This is a genomic window from Streptomyces hawaiiensis, from assembly GCF_004803895.1.
Taxonomy (GTDB): domain Bacteria; phylum Actinomycetota; class Actinomycetes; order Streptomycetales; family Streptomycetaceae; genus Streptomyces; species Streptomyces hawaiiensis.
This window is the reverse complement of the sequence record NZ_CP021978.1, coordinates 2,018,558-2,039,326: the sequence shown is the minus strand read 5'-3', so window position 1 is coordinate 2,039,326 and position 20,769 is coordinate 2,018,558. Positions and strand designations below refer to the sequence as shown.

Genomic DNA, 20,769 nt, shown 5'->3' with positions numbered 1-20,769 from the left:
CCCTCCTGGCCGGTTCAGACGACGTCGAGGGTGTCCGCCGCCTCGACCTCTTCGCGCGTGACGCCCAGCAGATACAGGACCGTGTCCAGGAAGGGGAAGTTCACCGCGGCGTGCGCGGCCTCGCGCACCACCGGCTTGGCGTTGAAGGCGACACCTAGGCCGGCCGCGTTCAGCATGTCCAGATCGTTGGCACCGTCACCGATCGCCACCGTCTGCGACAGCGGCACACCCGCCTCCGCGGCGAACCGGCGCAGCAGCCGGGCCTTGCCCGCGCGGTCGACGATCTCGCCGGTGACCTTGCCCGTCAGCCGGCCGTCGACGATCTCCAGCGTGTTGGCCTGGGCGAAGTCCAGCCCGAGCCGCTCCTTCAGATCGTCGGTGACCTGGGTGAAGCCACCCGAGACGACACCGACTTGGTAGCCGAGCCGCTTCAGCGTACGGATCAGGGTGCGGGCGCCCGGCGTCAGCCGCACCTCGCTGCGCACCTTGTCCACGACCGAGGCGTCCAGCCCCTCCAGCAGCGCCACACGCGCGTGCAGGGACTGCTCGAAGTCCAGCTCCCCGCGCATCGCGGCCGCCGTCACCTCGGCGACCTTGTCCTCGCAGCCGGCGTGGGCGGCGAACAGCTCGATGACCTCGTCCTGGATCAGCGTCGAGTCGACGTCCATGACGACCAGGCGCTGCGCGCGCCGGTACAGACCGGCGGCGACGACCGCCACGTCGATGCCGAGCCTGGCCGCGTCCGTCACCAGGGCGGTGCGCAGCGGTTCGGTCTCCACGCCGGAGACGGCGAACTCGACGGCGGTCACGGGGTACTTCGCGAGCCGGAAGATACGGTCGATGTTGCCGCCGGTCTTCGTGATCCGCGCGGCGATCGCGGCCGTCGCCTCGGCGGTGAGCGGGTGCCCGAGCACGGTGACCAGGGAGCGGCCCAGCCCGCGCGGGCGGTTGTCGCCCAGGCCGGAAATGATCTCCGCCTGCATCCTCATCGACTCGGCCCAGCTGTGGACGGTCGCCCGCAGATCTCCCTCGAGCCCGGGGGGCGGCTCGGTCACGAGCGCGCACAGCACCATCCGGCCACGGGTGACGACCTGCTCGATGTCGACGACGTCGACGGAGTAGGCGGCGAGGGTGTCGAAGAGGCCGGCGGTGATGCCCGGCCTGTCCTTGCCGAAGATCTTCACAAGGAGGGTGGGGACGTCGGCAGGGACGTCGGAAGACGAGGTCTGCGAAGCGCTCATGGTGGTTCCACCGTATCCGGCGGGCCGGGCACACCGCCCCTGAGGTCCGTCTGGCGGACAGCGAACACTGCATGTCGCGTCGGTGGCGTGAACATTGCGTGCCGGTACGGCGTCCGGTGCCCTCACCGGTCACCTCCCGCCGTGCGGTTTCCGCGGCGGGGGAGGCGGAGGCGGAGGGGGCGGCGGAGAGGGCGGCCCGTTCCCGTTCGTCGGCCCGGGCGACTGCCGGGGGCCACGCGGCGGCGGTCCGGCCGGCCGTACGACGGTGGGGGCGCCGTAGACGTCACCGGGGGCGGGGGGCTCGTCGTCCGGCGGCCTCGGCCGGCCGGCTTGCGGGGGAGGGTCCGGGCGCTGCGGCGGGCCGGGCTGCTGAGGCCTGCCGGTGATCGGCTGAGGCCCGGGGTGATGCCGGTCCGGCGGGGACTCCTCGCCGGGACGCCGCCCCGCGGCCCCTGGCTGCTGTTCCTCGCCGTCCCGCGGCCCCTCTCCGTACGCCCCATCCACCGGCGGTCCGTCCGACAGCCGCTCCTCGCCCGCAGGCCTGGCGTCCTCCGGCACCCGGAGGTACGGGTTGGTCCCCGGGTTCGGTGGCCGGTACGGCGTACCCGGCACATAGGGCCCGGCTTCCCCACCACGCTCTCCACCCCGGACTCCGGCCTGCCCGGCACCGGCATCGTCCCCGGCCCGCCCGGCGCCGGCGTCGGGCCAGGATTGCCTGGCGCTCTCGTCGTACCTCGCTTGGTCCGGGCCGGCTTGCCCGGCAGCGGCGTCCTCCCCGGGCCGCCCGGCGCCGGCGTCGGGCCAGGCTTGCCTGGCGTCCTCGTCGTACCTCGCCGGGCCCGGGCCGCCCCAGGTCTGGGCTTGCCCGGCAGCGGCGTTGTCTCCGGGGCGCGCGGTGTCTGCGTCCCCCGGCCAGGCCTGCCTGATACCCCGGTCGTACCTCGCTTGGTCCGGGTCGGCTTGCGCAGCATCGGTATCGTCCCCGGGCCGCCCGGCGCCGGCGTCGGGCCAGGCTTGCCTGGCGTCCTCGTCGTACCTCGCAGGGGCCGGGCCGCCCCGGGTGTGGGCTTGCCCGGCACTGGCATCGTGCCCGGGCCGCACCGTGCCCGCCCCAGGCCACGCCTCCCGGCTGCCCTCGTCGTAGCCAGCCGGTGTCCGACCGCCCCAGGGCTCCGCCTCCCCGGCCCCGGCCCGGTACTCATCCCGCGAAGTTCCCGTTCCGGCCTGTCCGGCCTCGGCCCGGTACTCATCCCGCGAAGTTCCCGTTCCGGCCTGTCCGGCCCCGGCCCCGTACCCACCCCGCCAAGTTCCCGCTCCGCCCCGACCGGCCCCGTACTCGGCCCACTCGGTGCCCGGCAGGCCCGCCGCACCGTCGGCCGGGGCCAACTCCTGCCCCAACCCCTGCACCCGGGCCAACGCCGTAGCCCGTCGCCCCGCCGTCCCGCACCCCCACGCCAGCAACGCCCCGACCGCCCCGGCCCCCGCGCCCCACACCGCGCCCAGGAGCAGGGCCAGGCCGAGGTGGCCGTGCAGTTCGATGCCCGCGCCGAAGGCGTCGAAGCCGAGTACGGACAGGGCCGCGGTCACGGAGACGTCCGTCAGCCAGGCCAGCAACGGCAGGGCGAGCGCGGTCGCGACCCCGAGCCGCAGCGCACACCGGCCCGCGAAACGAAGGGCATCTTCCCCCGCCCCGACCGGCGTCCGCACCGCCGCCAACACGCCCGCCAGCAGCATCATCGACCCCGCCGCCACCCCGAGCAGCCACACCCGCCCGTCCAGCTCGGCCAGCCGGCCCAGCGTCACCGACCCGCCGGACCCGCCACCGAGCAGATCGTCCAGCGGGTCCGGCAGGAACCGCGTCAGTTCACCCGTCGCCCGTCCGTCCCACGGCACGAACAGGCCGAGCGGGATGCCCAGCCACACCCCGTTCGGCGCCCCGAGCAGCGCCGCGCCGGCGATGCGCCCGGGACGGTCGTCGCCGATCGCCGCGTACGCCGCCGCAGCGAACCCCGCCGCCACCGCCACCAGCAGCACGGTCACCACCGCCGACACGGCCGGCCGCACGACCCGGTGCACGGCCTCCCAGCCCCGGGGCAGCGGCGTACGGCGCGAGGCCAGCAGCGCGATGAGGAGGATCCCGGCCGACCAGCCGAACCCGCCGAGCAGCGTCGGGGCGGTGTCGACCGTGAAGCCGACCGCGGCCTGCGCGTCGACCAGATCGCCGAGCCGGTCCGGCAGCAGCCCCCCGATGTCCCCGAGCCCCGGGATCTCGACACCCCCGCTCCCGCCGGTCACGTCGTCCAGCCCGAGCGAACCCCCGTCGATCGTGATGACGTCGTGCCCCGCCCACGCCAGCCCGCCCAGCATCGCCACGAAGAGCGCGACCACCGCGCCCGCCCGTGCGAGCAGTTCGGCCCGTGAGATCACAACTCCCGCCGCCCGCAAGGACCGCAGGAAGAACCACGACAGCAGCACCGCCCCGACCAGGCTCACTCCCAGTGGCGTGATCTCGACGGCCGTGTCCGCCTCCGCGCCCGTGAGGCCGAACGCCGACACTTCACCGGACGGCGTGACCGACCCACCCGCCCCTAGCGCCACCACCGCAGCGGTCATCGGCCCCAACGACCCCGCCGTGTCCGCCTCCAGCAGCCGCAGGCCCAGCGCCGCCGTCCCCGCCATCCCGATCAACGCCCAGCTCACGGCGGCCACGGCGGACATCAGCACGTCCCCCCACGGCACGCGCTCGTCGTCCCTCGCCGTCCCGACCCTTGCGGCAGCACTCATGGCAGACCCCCCGATCCGCTGCGCGGCGGGAACACCACGCATGTCCCCCTCGCGTCGAAATACCACTCTCCGGCCCGGTTTCAACCCCGTCAACGGAATCGGCCGATGCGTCCGAAGGCGGTCTTCACAAGGCCCGACTTTCGGTCAGAGGGCAGCTCCTGAAATAGTTCCCCCCGATGTTCGACATCCCTAGACTCCCCATGTCGGGGGTAAATCGGGGGACAACTCAGTGGGGCATGGAGTGCCGGAACTCGTACTGGAATCAAACGGACGTACCTGGACGCTCGATCCGTCCAGGGCATACACCCTCGGACGTGATCCGCAGGGGGACGTCGTCTTCGACGACGCCAGGGTCTCCTGGCGTCACGCCACGGTCAGTTTCAACGGCCGCAGTTGGGTCATCGAGGACCACGGCAGCACCAACGGCACGTTCGTGCAGGGGCAGCGCATCCATCAGATGGAGCTCGGTCCCGGCTCGGCCGTCAACCTGGGCAACGCGACCGACGGCCCGCGCCTGAACCTGTCCGGCGCCGCGGCCTCCGCCGCCACGCCGCAGGCCCAGCCCCAGCAGCAGCCGTACGCCGCGCAGGGCGCGAACCCCGGCTGGGGCCAGCAGGCCCCGGCCCAGCAGCCGCCGCACCAGCAGCCGCACCAGCAGGCCCCCCAGGCCGGCTGGCAGCAGCCGCAGCAGGCCGCGGCGCACATCCCGCAGCAGCAGGGTCCCGGCGGCGCCGCGGGGGCGCCGCCGGTCTACGGCGACCGCAGTCCGACCACGTTCCACCAGTTCTCCCTCGGCCGCGTGATGCGCATCGGCCGTGCCCTGGAGAACGAACTGGTCGTCTCCGACCTGCAGGTCTCCCGGCACCACGCCGAGTTCCACGCCACGCCCGACGGGCGCATGGAGATCCGCGACCTCGGCTCCCACAACGGCACGTACGTCAACGGCCAACCCATCGCCAAGGGCGGCTCGCAGCTGCTCGGCCCGACCGACGTCGTCGGCGTCGGCCACTCGACGTTCCGTATCGTCGGCGACCGGCTCGAGGAGTTCGTCGACACCGGTGAGGTGTCCTTCTCCGCCCGCCACCTGACCGTCACGGTCGACGGCGGCAAGCAGATCCTCAAGGACGTCTCCTTCGGCGTCCCGGAGAAGTCGCTGATCGCGGTCATCGGCCCGTCCGGCTCCGGCAAGTCGACCCTGCTCAAGGCGCTCACCGGCTACCGCCCCGCCAACCAGGGCGAGGTGCTGTACGACAACCGGAACCTCTACAAGCAGTTCGCCGAGCTGCGTCAGCGCATCGGTCTGGTCCCGCAGGACGACATCCTGCACAAGGAGCTGACCGTCAAGAAGGCCCTCAAGTACGCGGCCAAGCTGCGCTTCCCGGCCGACACCACGGGCGCCGAGCGCGAGGCCCGCATCGACGAGGTGCTGCGCGAGCTCAAGCTCGACATCCACAAGGACAAGAAGGTCACGTCCCTCTCCGGCGGCCAGCGCAAGCGCGTCTCGGTCGCCCTGGAGCTGCTGACCAAGCCGTCGCTGATCTTCCTGGACGAGCCGACCTCCGGCCTCGACCCGGGCATGGACCGCGATGTCATGCAGCTGCTGCGCGGCCTGGCCGACGACGGCCGGACGGTCCTCGTCGTCACCCACTCCGTGGCCGAGCTGGCGATCTGCGACAAGCTGCTGGTGATGGCGCCGGGCGGCTCGGTCGCCTACTTCGGCCCGCCCGAGGAGGCGCTGAACTTCTTCGGCTACGACACCTGGGCCGATGTCTTCTCCGCCTTCGAGAACTACCGCGACTACGACTGGGCGGGCCGCTGGAAGGGCTCGCAGCACTACCAGATGTACGCCGCGGACATCGACGCCGTCGCGCCGCAGTCCGTACAGGTTCCGCACATGCAGGCGATGAAGCCGCCGAAGCCGCAGGGCTGGATGTCCCAGTTCATCACGCTTGTCCGGCGTTACGTCTCGGTGATCGTGTCCGACAAGGGCTTCCTCGCCCTGATGGTGATCCTGCCGGCCGTACTCGGCGCGGTCAGCCTGCTCATCGACGCCGACAAGGGCCTGCTGCCGAACCCGGCGAACCCGCAGACCGGCCGGATCATCCCGAACGGCACGGCCACCACGGTCCTGCTCATCCTCGCGGTCGGCGCGTGCTTCGCGGGTGCGGCGAACTCGGTCCGAGAGCTGATCAAGGAACGCGTCATCTACGAGCGGGAGCGCGCCACCGGCCTCTCACGCTCGGCGTACCTGATGTCGAAGGTGTTCGTGCTCGGCATGATCACCGTGCTCCAGGGCCTGCTGGTCGGCGTCATCGGCTTCTCCAGCCGAGAGATCCCCGAGGAGGGCCTGGTCCTCGGCGGCGCGACCCTCGTCGAGCTCTCCATCCCGATCATGGCGCTGGGCTTCACCTCGATGATGTTCGGCCTGATCATCTCCTCGCTGGTGAAGACCGCCGAGAAGACCATGCCGCTGCTGGTGATGTTCGCCATCATCCAGGTCGTCTTCACCGGCTGCCTGTTCACGCTGCACGGCTCGATCGGCGTCAACCAGTTCTCGTTCCTGATGCCGTCGCGCTGGGCGGTCGCCGCCTCCGGTGCCACGCTGGACTTCAACAAGATCAGCCCGCCCGAGACGGCCGGCGACACCGACCCGCTGTGGGAGCACACGGTCGGGGCGTGGGCCATGGACATGGGCGCGCTCCTCGCGATCGGCGTGCTCTGCGGCTTCTTCGTGGCCCGCTTCCTGCGCCGCCACGAGCCCGAGGTCATGCGGAAGTAGTCGCCGCCGTACGACGCCCGAAGGGCGGCACCCCGTCAGGGGGTGCCGCCCTTCGGCGTTCGTGCAGCGAGCAGAGGTCCGCGCCGGCCTCAGTACGCGCTGTCGACGTTGTCCATCGAGCCGTACTTGTCGGCCGCGTAGTTGCAGGCGGCGGTGATGTTGGCTACCGGGTCGTAGATGTCCCAGGAGGTGCCGGGGACGTGCCAGTGCTTGAAGGTCGGCGGGATGACCTGCAGCAGACCCTTCGACGGGATGCCGTTGATGGCGTTGATGTCCCAGTTGTTGATCGCCTTCGGGTCACCCGAGGACTCCCGGATGATGTTGCGCTTGATGCCGTCGTAGGAGCCCGGGATCCCGTGCTTCTTCATGACGTCGAGCGACTCGCGGATCCAGCCGTCGAGGTTGTTCGGGTAGCTCTTGGCGGCGGCCTTCTTGACCTGGGCGCGCTTGGCGTCGCGGCTCGCGGCCTCCTTGGCTTCGCGCGCGGCCTCGGCCTTCTTCTTCGCCGCCTCGGTGGCGGCCTTCTTCTTGGCGGCGGCCGCGGCGTCGGCCTTCTTCTTCGCCGCTATCTGCTCGGCCTTCAGGCTGGCGCCGGCCATCTGGTCCGTGACGCTCGCCTTGACGTCCTTGATCTGCTCGTTGCTGTACGCCACCGCAGCCGGCTGAGCGGCCTCGGTCGTGGTCTTGGTCGAGGCGCCGCTCGGTACCGCGGAGAATCCGATGGCGGCGGCACCGAGGGTGGCGACACCGGCCATGGCGATCTTGTGGTGACGGGTCAGGCTACGACTGTGAGCACGGCTGAAGATGTTCTTGGGCATGCTGCTGTGGACCTCTTCGAATAGCGCGGGAGTCGCTCGGCGTCCGGCGTTGGACTCGGTGTGTTTCCGACACAAACGCCGCGGAGGTGAACCCACGGCGCTGAGCGACGTCGCCAATTCTTAGCGGCCGCAAAATGGCGTGGCAAAGGTGTGACGTACGAAGGAAGATAGTGGATCAGGGATGGGTAAATCGGGGCAGACTGGACTATCCGCGCCGCTCAAAAGGTGGGGCTTTGTCTCCTACGCACTTTCGTACGTGACGTGCGCCCTATGCGCGGGCTCACACCGGTCGGCATGCGTTCTCACCGCACGTTGCACGAGCGATGCTCTGTGTGAGGCCCTTTCAGGGCAGCACGAGGTGCACGTCCCCGAACTCGTGCCACAGGTACCGGCCCTGGAGCGCGGCCTCGTATCCCCGCTCGATCGCCACCCGCCCCGCGACCGCCTCCAGCATCAGCAGATGCGAGGCCTCCGGCTCGTGCAGCCCGGTCAGCAGCCCGTCCACCACCCGCACCCCGCGCTCCGGCGTGACGACGAGATCCGTCCATCCCGCACGCGCGCGTACGGCTCCGTCGGCGCCCACCGCCGACTCCACGGCCCGCACCGCCGTCGTCCCGACCGCCACGACCCGGCCCCCACCGGCCTTCGCCGCGTTGATCAGCCGTGCCGACGCCTCCGGCACCGCGAAACGCTCCGGGTACGGCGGCTCGTGCGCCTCCGCCGAGGCCACCCCCGTATGCAGCGTGACCGGCGCGAACCGCACCCCCCGGCTCACCAGCTCCGCCACCAGCCGGGCCGTGAAGGGCCGCGCCGCGCTCGGCATCTCCGCACTGCCCGCCCCGTCCGCGGCCGGCAGCGCGAACACCGTCTGGTAGACGGACAGCGGCTGGTCCCGCCGCGTGTAGGCGTAGCGAATGGGCCGCCCGTACGCCCGCAGCAGCCCCGGCACCCCCGGCCCGGACACCCGCGCCCACCACAGTCGCTCGCTCCGGCCGCTCAGCGGCTCCTCCAGAACCAGCCGCACGCCTCCCGGCAGGCACACCTCCCTCCCCGCGGGCCCACCCGCTCGCGCGCGCGAGGTGCCCCGCCCGTCGGGCTCCCGCAGCTCCACCGCCCAGCGGCCGTCGTCCCCAGGGGTGGAGAAATGCACCACCACACGCGCGTGCCCGGTCCATCCGTCCACGGCGGCCGCCAGCGTGGCCGAGGTGTTGACCACGAGAAGATCCCCGGCCCCCAGCAGCAGCGGCAGCTCCGTGAACGTGTGATGCGCCACCTCGGCACCCCGCGACACCAGCATCCGCACGGCGTCCCGCTCCAGCCCTGGCCCCCGCTGCTCGACGGGCACCCGGGCCGACAGCTCCTCCGGTACCCGCACGGCCAGTGTCATCGGACCCCCTCCAGCAGAGCCGGAGCCCCGTACCGACCGCTCACCGGACGCTCGTCCAGCAGCCGCAGGAACCCCGGCACCACAGCCGCCGGCTCCGGCCGGGGTTCCCGGTCCTCCGGTACGGCCGCCGCGTACAGGTCCGTGGCCATGTCCCCGGGATCCACCGCCCAGACCCGCAGCCCCGGCTCCTCCACGGCGAGCACGGCCACCAGATGGTCCAGGGCCGCCTTGGACGCCCCGTAGCCGCCCCAGGTCTCGTACGCCTCGGCCGCCGCGTCCGAGCTGACCGCGACGACCGCGCCCGCCAGCGAGGCCCGCAACAGCGGCAGAGCCTCCTGGACCATGCCGAGCCCCGCGACCAGGTTCACCTCCAGCGCCCGCCGCAGCCCCTCCATAGACAGCTTCTCCAGCCGCACCAGCGGCTCGGCGCCCAGCGCGCTCGCGTTGTGCACCAGCAGATCGACGCCGCCCAGCCGCCAGGCCGCCGACACCAGCTCCGCCCGGTGCGCCGCGTCGGTGACGTCCCCGGGCAGGGCGGTCACGCGCGTGCCGTGCGCGGAGACGACCTCCGCCGTGCCCGCCAGAGCCTCGGCACCCCTGGCGTCGAGCACCAGGTCCCAGCCCCGCCCGGCCAGGGCCTCGGCCAGCGCCCGCCCCAGGCCCTTCGACGCCCCGGTGATGATCGCAACCGGCATGATGTGCTCCCTCGTCGTGATCGCGTGCCCACAACCTAGGAACGGGCCCGCCCCCGCCGCCTCGGGCGCGGGCCGCAATCCGCCGGGTCCCTTCGCCCTACGCCATGGGCCCGGCGCTCCCGGTCCTACACCTCCCACCCGGCCGTCTCGGTCCCGCGACCTAGGCCCACCGACCGGGCGCCCGCCGCCACCGGTCCGATCCGCGCTGTCACTGCCCGCCGGTACCGTGAGGACATGAGTCACGGTCCCCGGTCCGGCCTCGCCGCGGTGAGTTCCGCGTTGCTGGCCATGAGCAGGCATCTCGAGGTGCGCGACGTCCTCAAGACGATCGTCGCCTCGGCCCGCGAGCTGCTCGACGCGCAGTACGCCGCGCTCGGCGTCCCGGACGACCACGGCGGCTTCGCCCAGTTCGTCGTCGACGGCGTCAGCGAGGAGCAGTGGAAGGCCATCGGCCCCCTCCCGCGCCAGCACGGCATCCTCGCCGCGATGCTGCACGAGGCCAGGGCCGAGCGCCTCGCAGACGTCCGCAAGGACCCCCGCTTCGAGGGCTGGCCGAAGGCCCACCCGGACCTGGTCGACTTCCTGGGCCTGCCGATCCGCGACGGCGACGAGGTCATCGGCGCTCTGTTCCTCGCCAACAAGCTGCGCCCTGTGGGGGGAGACCCCCCACACCCCCCGTGCCCGAAGCCCGAAGGCGGTTGCGGCTTCACAGCGGACGACGAGGAGCTGCTCGGCATCCTCGCCCAGCACGCGGCGATCGCCCTCACCAACGCCCGCCTCTATGAACGCAGCCGTGAACTCACCATCGCCGAGGAGCGCTCCCGCCTCGCCCACGAACTGCACGACGCGGTCAGCCAGAAGCTCTTCTCCCTCCGCCTGACCGCCCAGGCCGCGGCCCGCCTGGTGGACCGCGACCCCGCCCGCGCCAAGGGCGAACTCCAGCAGGTGGCGGCCCTCGCCGCCGAGGCCGCCGACGAACTGCGCGCGGCGGTCGTCGAGTTGCGTCCCGCCGCCCTCGACGAGGACGGCCTCGTGGCGACCCTCCGGACGCAGATCCAGGTACTCGACCGGGCCCACAGCGCCCGCGTCACCTTCGCCGGCCACGGCGTGAAGGCCCTGCCCGCCTCCCAGGAGGAGGCGCTGCTGCGCGTCGCCCAGGAGGCCCTGCACAACGCCCTGCGCCACTCCGGCGCCGACCACGTCGACGTGACCCTGGACCGCCGCGGCAGCGGAGCCGTCCTGCGGGTCACGGACGACGGCAGCGGCTTCGACCCGACGGTGGTCCGCCGCGCGGGACGCCATCTCGGCCTGGTCTCGATGCGGGACCGGGCGAGCGGCGCCGGCGGCACGCTGACCGTGGGGTCGGCGACCGGCAAGGGCACCGTGATCGAGATGGAGGTCCCCGGTGGCTGACGCAATCAGGGTGCTGCTCGTCGACGACCACCAGGTCGTCCGCCGGGGCCTGCGCACCTTCCTCGAAGTGCAGGACGACATCGAGGTCGTCGGCGAAGCGGCGGACGGCGCCGAGGGAGTCGACCGCGCCGAGGAGTTGCAGCCCGACGTCATCCTCATGGACGTCAAGATGCCGGGCATGGACGGCGTCAACGCCCTGCGCAGACTCCGCGAGCTGGACAACCGCGCGCGCGTGCTGGTCGTCACCAGCTTCACCGAGCAGCGCACGGTGGTCCCGGCCCTGCGCGCCGGCGCCGCCGGGTACGTCTACAAGGACGTCGACCCCGACGCCCTCGCCGGGGCCATCCGCTCGGTCCACGCCGGGCACATCCTCCTCCAGCCGGAGGTCGCCGGCGCCCTGCTGGCGCAGGAGGAGACCAACTCGGGCACCGGAAGGACCGGTTCACTCACCGAGCGGGAGCGCGAGGTCCTCTGCCTGATAGCGGACGGCCGCTCCAACCGGGAGATCGCCCGCGCGCTGGTCCTCTCCGAGAAGACCGTCAAGACCCACGTCTCGAACATCCTCATGAAGCTCGACCTGGCCGACCGAACACAGGCCGCCCTGTGGGCCGTTCGCCATGGCGTGACCGGCTGACACGCTTGCCCCACAGCAACACGGAAGGTTGCGTTCCGGACTGAGATTCATACTGTCGTGGGAACGTCCCTCACATGGCGCAACCTCGATGGATCTGCGCCGTTCTTCAGTGCGTGCTGCGGCGCCTGCCGCGGCAATCGCAAGGAGGGCTCAGAAGTGAAGAACCTGAAGAAGGCAGCGGCCGTGACGATGGTGACGGGTGGCCTGCTGGCCGCCGGCGCGGGCATGGCCTCCGCCACCAGCGCGCACGCCGACGGCCAGGCCGTGGGCTCCCCGGGCGTCGGCTCGGGCAACGTCGTCCAGGCCCCCGTGCACGTCCCGGTCAACGTGTCCGGCAACAGCGTGAACGTCGTGGGCATCCTGAACCCGGCCTTCGGCAACCTCGCCGTCAACCACTGACGCACCACCTCCGTCTCCGAGCCGGAGGTGACCACCGGCCTCCCGGCATCGCCTGGGAGGCCGGTCTGCTCAGCGGCGGGCACCCGTCCCGCTCAGCGGCGGGCACTCGCGCTGCCGGGGGCGGCACGGGTGGTCGCAGCGGCACCCCGCAGCGCCGGGTTACGTACCCACGCAGCCCCAGCAGCAATGCCGAGCACCAGACCGACCCCGGTCAGCGCCTCCACCGCACCGCTGCCCAGTACCACCACAACCCCCAGTCACCGCACCCCCCGCTCCCGCTCCTCCACAACGGAGTTGTACGCGGCGACCTGTGCCCGCCGAGCCGTCCGCTCCACCGGCCGCAACGCCTCCCGCCGCGCAGAGATCTCGGACGAACTCACCGCGCCGCCGTGCCCGCTCTCCGTCGCCACGCCGATCAGCGCCCCCACCCGCTGCGCCAGCTCCAGCACCCGCACCGCCCGCGGCGGATACCCCGGCGCCAGCACCTCCCGCCCCCGCTCGGCCCGCGCCCGATACGCATCGACCGCCGCCTCCGTCACCGGCCCCGACCCGGCCACATCCAGCCTCGTCAGCACCTCGGTGGCCTCCCGCAGGGCCTCCGCGAGTTCCCGCTCCGCCTCACCCAGCGACGGCACATCCGCGGGCGGTGCCTCCCGCACGGGCAGCGCATGCCACACCACCTCGTCCCGCACGCCCTCGGGCCCCGCCTCGTACACGTCCGGCACCAGCCCGAGGGCGGCCCCATGACAGACCACCGCCTCCTCGGCCTCCAGCGCCCGCGCGTTGAACTCCGGCGGCCCGCTCAGCCCCAGCGGATGCCCCGGCGCGGGCAGCGCGACCCGCAGCCCGGTCACCCCGAGCGTCCGCAGCCGCCCCAGCGCGAGGGTGAGCCCCACGGGCGACGACTCCCCGGGCAGCCCCTGCACCCGGTGCACCGCGTCCTCACCGACGATGGCGAGCACAGCGTCATCGGGAGAGACAAGTCCGGCCAACAGGGCATTTCCCCAAGCCGCAAGACGTCCAGCACGTGGTTCCGAGAGCATGCACCCACCCTAGGACCCTCCAAGGACCGGACCGAGGGAATGCCCCGGTCGGCCGGTGGCGTAGATTTCATGGAGGGCTGCGCCCACCGGCGCGGCGGACCGAGCCACAGGCTTACGCGACAGCCGAGACCGGCCACACTGCAAGGGGAGACAACGCGCTCATGAGCGATGTTCTGGAGCTTCAGGACGTATCCGTGGTCCGTGAGGGCCGGGCTCTGGTGGACCAGGTCTCCTGGTCGGTCAAGGAGGGCGAGCGCTGGGTCATCCTCGGCCCGAACGGCGCCGGCAAGACCACCCTCCTCAACCTCGCTTCCACCTACCTCTTCCCCAGCTCGGGCACCGCCGCCATCCTCGGCGAGGCCCTCGGCCGCCCCGGCACCGACGTCTTCGAGCTGCGCCCCCGCATCGGCATGGCCGGCATCGCCATGACCGAGAAGCTCCCCAAGCGCCAGACGGTCCTGGAGACGGTCCTGACCGCCGCGTACGGCATGACCGCCACCTGGCACGAGGACTACGAGGACATCGACGAGCAGCGCGCCCGCGCCTTCCTCGACCGCCTCGGCATGAGCGACTACCTGGAGCGCAGGTTCGGCACGCTCTCCGAGGGCGAGCGCAAGCGCACCCTGATCGCCCGCGCCCTGATGACCGACCCCGAGCTGCTCCTCCTCGACGAGCCCGCCGCCGGCCTCGACCTCGGCGGCCGCGAGGACCTCGTCCGCCGCCTCGGCCGCCTCGCCCTCGACCCGATCGCCCCCTCGATGCTGATGGTCACCCACCACGTCGAGGAGATCCCCCCGGGCTTCACTCACGTCCTCATGATCCGCCAGGGCAAGGTCCTCGCCGCCGGCCCGCTGGAGCTGGAACTCACCTCCCGTAACCTCTCCCTCTGCTTCGGCCTCCCGCTCGTCGTCGAACAGTCGGGCGAACGCTGGACCGCGCAGGGCCTCCCGCTCTCCTGAGTCTGCCCACCACCCCGCAAATCCCAGAGCAAGAACGGGATTTCACACCACGGGCGCCCTGTCGGCGACAGGGCCCGCGGACCTACCATGACCATGTGGAAATCGACGCATGGCTGTGGTGGCTGATCGGCGCGGCAGCGCTCGGCATCGCGCTCGTGGTCACCGCGATGCCCGAACTCGCGATGCTGGCGGTGGGCGCCGTCGCCGCGGCGGTGGTCACCGGCGTCTTCGGCGGCGGAGCCGTCGCCCAGGTCGTGGTCTTCGCCGTCATCTCGACCGCGGGCATCGCCGTCGTACGGCCCATCGCGAACCGGCACCGTGCCCAGCGACCCCAATTCGCTTCCGGAGTTGACGCCTTGAAGGGCAGACAAGCCGTCGTCCTGGAACGCGTCGACGCCTCCGGCGGCCGGATCAAGCTGGCCGGCGAGGTCTGGTCGGCCCGCGCCCTCGACACCGGCCGCGCTTACGAAGCGGGCCAGGAAGTGGATGTCGTGGACATCGAGGGAGCCACCGCGATCATCATGTGACCTCGCAGGACGTAACTGGAGTGAACTCCTCGCCAGCTACGCGACGGTCTGTCAGACTCACCAGCAAGATCTTCGACAACCATAAGATCTGCCGAAGGCGCCGAAGCGGAGAAGGGACACGGGGAACGACGATGGAACCGGTCATCATCGTCCTGATCATTCTGGTGGTGTTGGTCTTCATCGCCCTGATCAAGACGATCCAAGTCATCCCACAGGCCAGCGCGGCCATCGTCGAGCGCTTCGGGCGCTACACACGGACTCTCAACGCGGGCCTCAACATCGTCGTCCCGTTCATCGACACCATCCGCAACCGCATCGACCTGCGCGAGCAGGTTGTGCCCTTCCCGCCGCAGCCGGTGATCACCCAGGACAACCTGGTCGTGAACATCGACACCGTCATCTACTACCAGGTGACCGACGCACGGGCCGCGACGTACGAAGTCGCCAGCTACATCCAGGCGATCGAGCAGCTCACCGTCACCACGCTCCGCAACATCATCGGCGGCATGGACCTGGAGCGGACCCTGACCTCCCGCGAGGAGATCAACGCGGCCCTGCGCGGCGTCCTCGACGAGGCCACCGGCAAGTGGGGCATCCGCGTCAACCGCGTCGAACTCAAGGCGATCGAACCTCCCACCTCCATCCAGGACTCGATGGAGAAGCAGATGCGCGCCGACCGCGACAAGCGCGCCGCGATCCTCCAGGCCGAGGGTGTCCGGCAGTCCGAGATCCTGCGCGCCGAGGGTGAGAAGCAGTCCCAGATCCTGCGCGCCGAAGGCGAGGCCAAGGCCGCGGCCCTGCGCGCCGAGGGCGAGGCCCAGGCCGTCCGCACGGTCTTCGAGGCCATCCACGCCGGCGACCCCGACCAGAAGCTCCTCTCCTACCAGTACCTCCAGATGCTCCCCAAGATCGCCGAAGGCGACGCCAACAAGCTCTGGATCGTCCCCAGCGAAATCGGCGACGCCCTCAAGGGCCTCTCCGGCGCCATGGGCAACTTCGGTGGCCTCGGCGGCGGTTCCGGCGGCAACGGGGGCGCGTCCGGAGGCGGCGTCCCCGCCCAGGAACGCCGCGAGAAGCCGTCCATCGACTGACCCGGCACATACGAAGGGGGCCCGCTTCCCAAGGAAGCGGGCCCCCTTCGTACGACAGCTCTAGGCCGCGGGCCGGGCCAGCCACTCCGGCAGCGCGGCGAAGTCGTCCTGCCCCAGCGTCAGCAGCATCGCGTTCGCCGGAGTCGGCTCGAACGGCTGCCGCAGCAGCGGCATCCCCGCCTCCTCCGGAGTCCGGTTCGCCTTACGGTGATTGTCCTGCGCACACGAGGCCACCGTGTTCAACCACGTGTCCTTGCCCCCCTGCGACCGCGGCACCACGTGGTCCACGGTCGTCGCCCGCCTCCCGCAGTACGCGCACCGGTGCCGGTCCCTGACCAGCACACCCCGCCGCGACCACGGCGCTCGTCTTCGGAACGGCACCCGTACGTACTGGCACAGCCTGATCACGCGGGGCGCCGGTATGTCGACCGCGGCTCCCCGCATCCGCAGTTCGGGGTGGGACTGCTCGACGACGGCCTTGTCCTGAAGCACCAGAACGACGGCTCGGTTCAACGTCACCGTCGACAGCGGCTCGAAGCTCGCGTTCAGTACCAGCGTGTCCCGCATACCAGCCCACCTCCCGTGTGCACCGGCCCACCCCCTGGCGGGCGGGCTGGGATCAACTCTGGCCGGGCACGCCGAGATGGACAACGCAATATCTGCTGCTCCCACGGGGGGCGACCCCCCCGCGACCCCCGGCAACAAAAATGCCCGCTCCTGATCAATTCCAAGACCAGGAGCGGGCAAACGTTCCATGAACGCCGGGATCGCGGGCGACTCGCTCAGCCCTCGGCGGGCACCTCGTACTCACCGATCAGCTGGGCCCGCCCGATCGTGTGGAACCGCAGGTTGAAGCCCACGACGGCCGGTGACGCGTCCGCGTCCGGACCGAGCCTCTCCTGGTCCACGGCGTACACCGTGAACACATACCGGTGCGGCCCGTCCCCGGGAGGCGGCGCGGCACCGCCGAACTCCTTGCCGCCGTAGTCGTTACGAGCGTGGATCGCACCCTCCGGCAGACCCTCGAACTCGCCGCTGCCCGCGCCTACCGGCAACTCGGTCACCGACACCGGGATGTCGAACAGCACCCAGTGCCAGAACCCGCTGCCCGTCGGAGCATCGGGGTCGTAGCAGGTCACGGCGAAGCTCTTGGTCTCGGGCGGGAAGCCCTCCCACCGCAGCTGCGGCGAGGTGTTGCCGGCCGCTTGGACCTGAGCGTCCTTGAGCGTCGCACCTTCCTCGACGTCCTCGCTCGTCACCGTGAACGACGCGACGGGCGGATGGAAGTCGTGGGGGAGCGGCCGCCGCTTGAGCTCGGTCACCTCGGTACCTCCTGATCGTTACTTGCAGTCGCCCCCGAGCCTAGAACCAGTTGCGCTTGCTGCCGACCTCCGACAGCCACTGGTTGAGATACGCGGTCCAGTCGGTCCCCTGGTAGTCGTTGAGACCCACCTGGAAGGACCGGAAGGTGTCGCTGCCCTCGCTGAAGAGCCCCGGCTTCTTGTCCATCTCCAGCACCACGTCCATGGCCCGTTCGTCGGCCACGAAGCTCAGCTCGACCTGGTTCAGCCCCCGGTACTGCTGCGGCGGGTGGAACTCGATCTCCTGGTAGAAGGGCAGCTTCTGCCGCGTACCCCGGATGACACCGCGCTCCATGTCCGCGTTCTTGAACCGGAAGCCCAGCTGGATGAAGGCGTCGAGGATCGCCTTCTGCGCCGGCAGCGGGTGCACGTTGACCGGGTCCAGGTCACCGGAGTCCACCGCACGTGCGATCTCCAGCTCGGTGGACACCCCGATGTTCATGCCGCGCAGGGACTGACCGTCGATCGTCGTGATCGGCGTCTCCCACGGGATCTCGAGACCGAACTGCACCGCGTGCACCGCGTTCGCCTGCAGCTCGAACGCCCCGCCCAGCCGCGACTTCGTGAACTCGATGTCCTGCTTGTACTCCTGGTCGCCGCTCTCCACCTCGACCTTGGCCTGCAGCCCGACCGAGAGCCCCTCGATCTGCTGGTTGACGGACCCGCCCTGGATCCGCACCTCACCCTGGACGACGCCGCCCGGGACGACGTTGATCTCGTGGAGCACCGTCTCGACCGAAGCCCCGCCGGCCCCCAGGCTCGCGAGCAGCTTCTTGAACGCCATGTCTCTCCCTCTCGCCCACTACGGGTGGATCCTTGATCCATACAAACGCGATCCGGCCGTGGCCGGTTCCATGTCCCACCCTGGCAAGGCCGGTGCCCGAGGGCCACCCCGCGGCACGACTCGTCTCCAGTACCCTCGGACGGCATGATCGCGACCCCTGACCGTACGCCCCTGTCCAGGGAGTTCTTCGACCGGCCCGTCCTCGATGTCGCTCCCGACCTCCTCGGCCGCATCCTGGTCCGCAGCACCCCGGACGGTCCGATCGCCCTCCGCCTCACCGAGGTCGAGGCCTACGACGGCGCCGACGACCCCGGCTCCCACGCCTATCGCGGCCGCACGGCCCGCAACGGCGTGATGTTCGGTCCGCCCGGTCACGTGTACGTCTACTTCACCTACGGCATGTGGTTCTGCATGAACCTGGTCTGCGGCCCCGAGGGAAAGGCGAGCGCGGTCCTGCTCCGTGCCGGCGAGATCATCGAGGGCGCCGAGCTGGCCCGCACCCGTCGACTCTCGGCCCGCAACGACAAGGAACTGGCCAAGGGCCCGGCCCGTCTGGCCACGGCCCTGAACGTGGACCGCTCCCTCGACGGCACGGACGCGTGCACCTCCGAGGACACCCCGCTCCGCATCCTGACGGGCACTCCCATCCCCTCCGACCAGGTACTCAACGGCCCCCGCACCGGTGTGGGCGGGGACGGAGCCGTGCACCCCTGGCGCTTCTGGGTCGCCAACGACCCGACGGTGAGCCCGTATCGAGCCCATGTCCCGAGGCGCCGACGAAGTTGACGCGTCCTGCCAGGGTGCGTAATGTAGTCCGAGCCGCTGAACCGGGTACGGCAATCGCCAGCAGCCGGAAGCGACAAAACCACTACCTAGCGACTCCCCTCAGCAGGGGCGAATTCGGCGTGCCCGCATGCCTGAATTCGACGCCGACAGACTCGATTATGAGTTGGACGGGGAATCGGCTAACGTAGTGAATGTCGAAAGGCCGACGAGCGAAAGCCCGGGCCGGACGGCAAATCCCACCGACAGGGAATCAGATCGAAAAGGATCTGATAGAGTCGGAAACGCAAGACCGAAGGGAAGCGCCCGGAGGAAAGCCCGAGAGGGTGAGTACAAAGGAAGCGACCGTTCCTTGAGAACTCAACAGCGTGCCAAAAGTCAACGCCAGATATGTTGATACCCCGTCTCCGGCCATCACGGCTGGGACGAGGTTCCTTTGAAGAAAACACAGCGAGGACGCTGTGAACGGTCGGGCCTATTCCGCCTGACTGTTCCGCTCTCGTGGTGTTCATCCCGATTACGGGAAAACATTCACGGAGAGTTTGATCCTGGCTCAGGACGAACGCTGGCGGCGTGCTTAACACATGCAAGTCGAACGATGAACCACTTCGGTGGGGATTAGTGGCGAACGGGTGAGTAACACGTGGGCAATCTGCCCTTCACTCTGGGACAAGCCCTGGAAACGGGGTCTAATACCGGATAACACTTCCATCCTCCTGGGTGGAGGTTAAAAGCTCCGGCGGTGAAGGATGAGCCCGCGGCCTATCAGCTTGTTGGTGAGGTAATGGCTCACCAAGGCGACGACGGGTAGCCGGCCTGAGAGGGCGACCGGCCACACTGGGACTGAGACACGGCCCAGACTCCTACGGGAGGCAGCAGTGGGGAATATTGCACAATGGGCGAAAGCCTGATGCAGCGACGCCGCGTGAGGGATGACGGCCTTCGGGTTGTAAACCTCTTTCAGCAGGGAAGAAGCGAAAGTGACGGTACCTGCAGAAGAAGCGCCGGCTAACTACGTGCCAGCAGCCGCGGTAATACGTAGGGCGCGAGCGTTGTCCGGAATTATTGGGCGTAAAGAGCTCGTAGGCGGCTTGTCACGTCGGGTGTGAAAGCCCGGGGCTTAACCCCGGGTCTGCATTCGATACGGGCTAGCTAGAGTGTGGTAGGGGAGATCGGAATTCCTGGTGTAGCGGTGAAATGCGCAGATATCAGGAGGAACACCGGTGGCGAAGGCGGATCTCTGGGCCATTACTGACGCTGAGGAGCGAAAGCGTGGGGAGCGAACAGGATTAGATACCCTGGTAGTCCACGCCGTAAACGGTGGGAACTAGGTGTTGGCGACATTCCACGTCGTCGGTGCCGCAGCTAACGCATTAAGTTCCCCGCCTGGGGAGTACGGCCGCAAGGCTAAAACTCAAAGGAATTGACGGGGGCCCGCACAAGCAGCGGAGCATGTGGCTTAATTCGACGCAACGCGAAGAACCTTACCAAGGCTTGACATACACCGGAAACGTCTGGAGACAGGCGCCCCCTTGTGGTCGGTGTACAGGTGGTGCATGGCTGTCGTCAGCTCGTGTCGTGAGATGTTGGGTTAAGTCCCGCAACGAGCGCAACCCTTGTTCTGTGTTGCCAGCATGCCCTTCGGGGTGATGGGGACTCACAGGAGACCGCCGGGGTCAACTCGGAGGAAGGTGGGGACGACGTCAAGTCATCATGCCCCTTATGTCTTGGGCTGCACACGTGCTACAATGGCCGGTACAATGAGCTGCGATACCGTGAGGTGGAGCGAATCTCAAAAAGCCGGTCTCAGTTCGGATTGGGGTCTGCAACTCGACCCCATGAAGTCGGAGTTGCTAGTAATCGCAGATCAGCATTGCTGCGGTGAATACGTTCCCGGGCCTTGTACACACCGCCCGTCACGTCACGAAAGTCGGTAACACCCGAAGCCGGTGGCCCAACCCCTTGTGGGAGGGAGCTGTCGAAGGTGGGACTGGCGATTGGGACGAAGTCGTAACAAGGTAGCCGTACCGGAAGGTGCGGCTGGATCACCTCCTTTCTAAGGAGCACTTCT

General features: G+C 70.0%; 17 protein-coding genes and 1 rRNA gene. 9 read left to right on the top strand and 9 right to left on the bottom strand.

Annotated elements, in window-relative coordinates:
• Positions 1-14: 14 nt before the first annotated feature.
• Both serB and CEB94_RS41870 read right to left on the bottom strand, forming a co-directional pair.
• Complete coding sequence (gene serB / locus CEB94_RS09405) at positions 15-1,241, bottom strand: phosphoserine phosphatase SerB (protein WP_175431734.1); 1,227 nt, start codon at positions 1,239-1,241, stop codon at positions 15-17.
• A 129-nt stretch (positions 1,242-1,370) separates the two neighbouring features.
• The gene (locus CEB94_RS41870; RefSeq protein WP_342789597.1) at positions 1,371-4,025 is read right to left on the bottom strand and encodes a streptophobe family protein; all 2,655 of its coding nucleotides are present in this window, start codon (positions 4,023-4,025) and stop codon (positions 1,371-1,373) included.
• Between the two features lie 241 nt (positions 4,026-4,266).
• On the opposite strand from CEB94_RS41870, the gene CEB94_RS09395 reads away from it, so the two are divergent.
• A complete protein-coding gene (locus CEB94_RS09395) occupies positions 4,267-6,804 on the top strand; it encodes an ABC transporter ATP-binding protein/permease (RefSeq protein WP_175431733.1) in 2,538 nt (845 codons plus the stop codon).
• 89 nt (positions 6,805-6,893) lie between these two features.
• Here the strand turns inward: CEB94_RS09395 and CEB94_RS09390 are convergent, their stop codons facing one another.
• The 3 genes from CEB94_RS09390 to CEB94_RS09380 form a co-directional block, all read right to left on the bottom strand.
• Positions 6,894-7,622: a transglycosylase SLT domain-containing protein gene (locus tag CEB94_RS09390; protein ID WP_175431732.1), complete on the bottom strand. Its 729-nt coding sequence runs from the start codon at positions 7,620-7,622 to the stop codon at positions 6,894-6,896.
• A 343-nt stretch (positions 7,623-7,965) separates the two neighbouring features.
• Positions 7,966-9,009, bottom strand: coding sequence for an S-adenosylmethionine:tRNA ribosyltransferase-isomerase (locus tag CEB94_RS09385; protein WP_175431731.1), 1,044 nt, complete (start codon positions 9,007-9,009; stop codon positions 7,966-7,968).
• Complete coding sequence (locus tag CEB94_RS09380; RefSeq protein ID WP_175431730.1) at positions 9,006-9,704, bottom strand: SDR family NAD(P)-dependent oxidoreductase; 699 nt, start codon at positions 9,702-9,704, stop codon at positions 9,006-9,008. The genes CEB94_RS09385 and CEB94_RS09380 overlap by 4 nt, the downstream gene beginning before the upstream one ends.
• A gap of 234 nt (positions 9,705-9,938) precedes the next feature.
• Between CEB94_RS09380 and CEB94_RS09375 the strand changes: the two genes are divergently transcribed.
• The 3 genes from CEB94_RS09375 (at position 9,939) to CEB94_RS09365 (ending at position 12,150) form a co-directional block, all read left to right on the top strand.
• The gene (locus CEB94_RS09375; protein ID WP_175431729.1) at positions 9,939-11,117 is read left to right on the top strand and encodes a GAF domain-containing sensor histidine kinase; all 1,179 of its coding nucleotides are present in this window, start codon (positions 9,939-9,941) and stop codon (positions 11,115-11,117) included.
• Positions 11,110-11,751 (top strand): response regulator, encoded by a 642-nt coding sequence (locus tag CEB94_RS09370; RefSeq protein WP_175431728.1) that lies wholly within the window; start codon positions 11,110-11,112, stop codon positions 11,749-11,751. Before CEB94_RS09375 ends, CEB94_RS09370 begins: the two co-directional genes overlap by 8 nt.
• A gap of 156 nt (positions 11,752-11,907) precedes the next feature.
• Positions 11,908-12,150 (top strand): chaplin, encoded by a 243-nt coding sequence (locus tag CEB94_RS09365; RefSeq protein WP_030852293.1) that lies wholly within the window; start codon positions 11,908-11,910, stop codon positions 12,148-12,150.
• A 257-nt stretch (positions 12,151-12,407) separates the two neighbouring features.
• On the opposite strand, the gene CEB94_RS09360 is transcribed toward CEB94_RS09365, so the two are convergent.
• On the bottom strand, positions 12,408-13,193 hold the full coding sequence (locus tag CEB94_RS09360) for a hypothetical protein (RefSeq protein WP_175431727.1): 786 nt from the start codon (positions 13,191-13,193) through the stop codon (positions 12,408-12,410).
• A gap of 161 nt (positions 13,194-13,354) precedes the next feature.
• On the opposite strand from CEB94_RS09360, the gene CEB94_RS09355 reads away from it, so the two are divergent.
• The 3 genes from CEB94_RS09355 (at position 13,355) to CEB94_RS09345 (ending at position 15,770) form a co-directional block, all read left to right on the top strand.
• On the top strand, positions 13,355-14,152 hold the full coding sequence (locus CEB94_RS09355; RefSeq protein WP_175431726.1) for an ABC transporter ATP-binding protein: 798 nt from the start codon (positions 13,355-13,357) through the stop codon (positions 14,150-14,152).
• Positions 14,153-14,247: 95 nt separating this feature from the next.
• Positions 14,248-14,679 carry an NfeD family protein gene (locus CEB94_RS09350; RefSeq protein WP_175431725.1) on the top strand — a complete coding sequence of 144 codons (432 nt, stop codon included), beginning with the start codon at positions 14,248-14,250 and terminating at the stop codon, positions 14,677-14,679.
• A gap of 131 nt (positions 14,680-14,810) precedes the next feature.
• Positions 14,811-15,770: an SPFH domain-containing protein gene (locus CEB94_RS09345; RefSeq protein ID WP_175431724.1), complete on the top strand. Its 960-nt coding sequence runs from the start codon at positions 14,811-14,813 to the stop codon at positions 15,768-15,770.
• 60 nt (positions 15,771-15,830) lie between these two features.
• Here CEB94_RS09345 and CEB94_RS09340 read toward each other — a convergent pair whose 3' ends face one another.
• From CEB94_RS09340 to CEB94_RS09330, 3 genes are all read right to left on the bottom strand, one after another.
• On the bottom strand, positions 15,831-16,337 hold the full coding sequence (locus CEB94_RS09340; protein ID WP_175431723.1) for an HNH endonuclease: 507 nt from the start codon (positions 16,335-16,337) through the stop codon (positions 15,831-15,833).
• Between the two features lie 215 nt (positions 16,338-16,552).
• The gene (locus tag CEB94_RS09335) at positions 16,553-17,092 is read right to left on the bottom strand and encodes a YbhB/YbcL family Raf kinase inhibitor-like protein (RefSeq protein WP_175431722.1); all 540 of its coding nucleotides are present in this window, start codon (positions 17,090-17,092) and stop codon (positions 16,553-16,555) included.
• 40 nt (positions 17,093-17,132) lie between these two features.
• A complete protein-coding gene (locus CEB94_RS09330) occupies positions 17,133-17,915 on the bottom strand; it encodes a sporulation protein (RefSeq protein WP_175431721.1) in 783 nt (260 codons plus the stop codon).
• 144 nt (positions 17,916-18,059) lie between these two features.
• Here CEB94_RS09330 and CEB94_RS09325 point away from each other — a divergent pair, with 144 nt between their 5' ends.
• Together CEB94_RS09325 and CEB94_RS09320 are read left to right on the top strand one after the other, a co-directional pair.
• Positions 18,060-18,701: a DNA-3-methyladenine glycosylase gene (locus CEB94_RS09325; RefSeq protein WP_175431720.1), complete on the top strand. Its 642-nt coding sequence runs from the start codon at positions 18,060-18,062 to the stop codon at positions 18,699-18,701.
• A gap of 527 nt (positions 18,702-19,228) precedes the next feature.
• Positions 19,229-20,754, top strand: a 16S ribosomal RNA gene (locus CEB94_RS09320).
• The last annotated feature ends 15 nt before the right edge of the window (positions 20,755-20,769 follow it).

Excerpts from the sequence above, each read along its gene's own strand:
- serB (WP_175431734.1), bottom strand. The coding sequence starts at position 1,241 with ATGAGCGCTTCGCAGACCTCGTCTTCCGACGTCCCTGCCGACGTCCCC.
- CEB94_RS41870 (WP_342789597.1), bottom strand. The coding sequence starts at position 4,025 with ATGAGTGCTGCCGCAAGGGTCGGGACGGCGAGGGACGACGAGCGCGTG.
- CEB94_RS09390 (WP_175431732.1), bottom strand. The coding sequence starts at position 7,622 with ATGCCCAAGAACATCTTCAGCCGTGCTCACAGTCGTAGCCTGACCCGT.
- CEB94_RS09385 (WP_175431731.1), bottom strand. The coding sequence starts at position 9,009 with ATGACACTGGCCGTGCGGGTACCGGAGGAGCTGTCGGCCCGGGTGCCC.
- CEB94_RS09380 (WP_175431730.1), bottom strand. The coding sequence starts at position 9,704 with ATGCCGGTTGCGATCATCACCGGGGCGTCGAAGGGCCTGGGGCGGGCG.
- CEB94_RS09375 (WP_175431729.1), top strand. The coding sequence starts at position 9,939 with ATGAGTCACGGTCCCCGGTCCGGCCTCGCCGCGGTGAGTTCCGCGTTG.
- CEB94_RS09360 (WP_175431727.1), bottom strand. The coding sequence starts at position 13,193 with ATGCTCTCGGAACCACGTGCTGGACGTCTTGCGGCTTGGGGAAATGCC.
- CEB94_RS09355 (WP_175431726.1), top strand. The coding sequence starts at position 13,355 with ATGAGCGATGTTCTGGAGCTTCAGGACGTATCCGTGGTCCGTGAGGGC.
- CEB94_RS09345 (WP_175431724.1), top strand. The coding sequence starts at position 14,811 with ATGGAACCGGTCATCATCGTCCTGATCATTCTGGTGGTGTTGGTCTTC.
- CEB94_RS09340 (WP_175431723.1), bottom strand. The coding sequence starts at position 16,337 with ATGCGGGACACGCTGGTACTGAACGCGAGCTTCGAGCCGCTGTCGACG.
- CEB94_RS09330 (WP_175431721.1), bottom strand. The coding sequence starts at position 17,915 with ATGGCGTTCAAGAAGCTGCTCGCGAGCCTGGGGGCCGGCGGGGCTTCG.
- CEB94_RS09325 (WP_175431720.1), top strand. The coding sequence starts at position 18,060 with ATGATCGCGACCCCTGACCGTACGCCCCTGTCCAGGGAGTTCTTCGAC.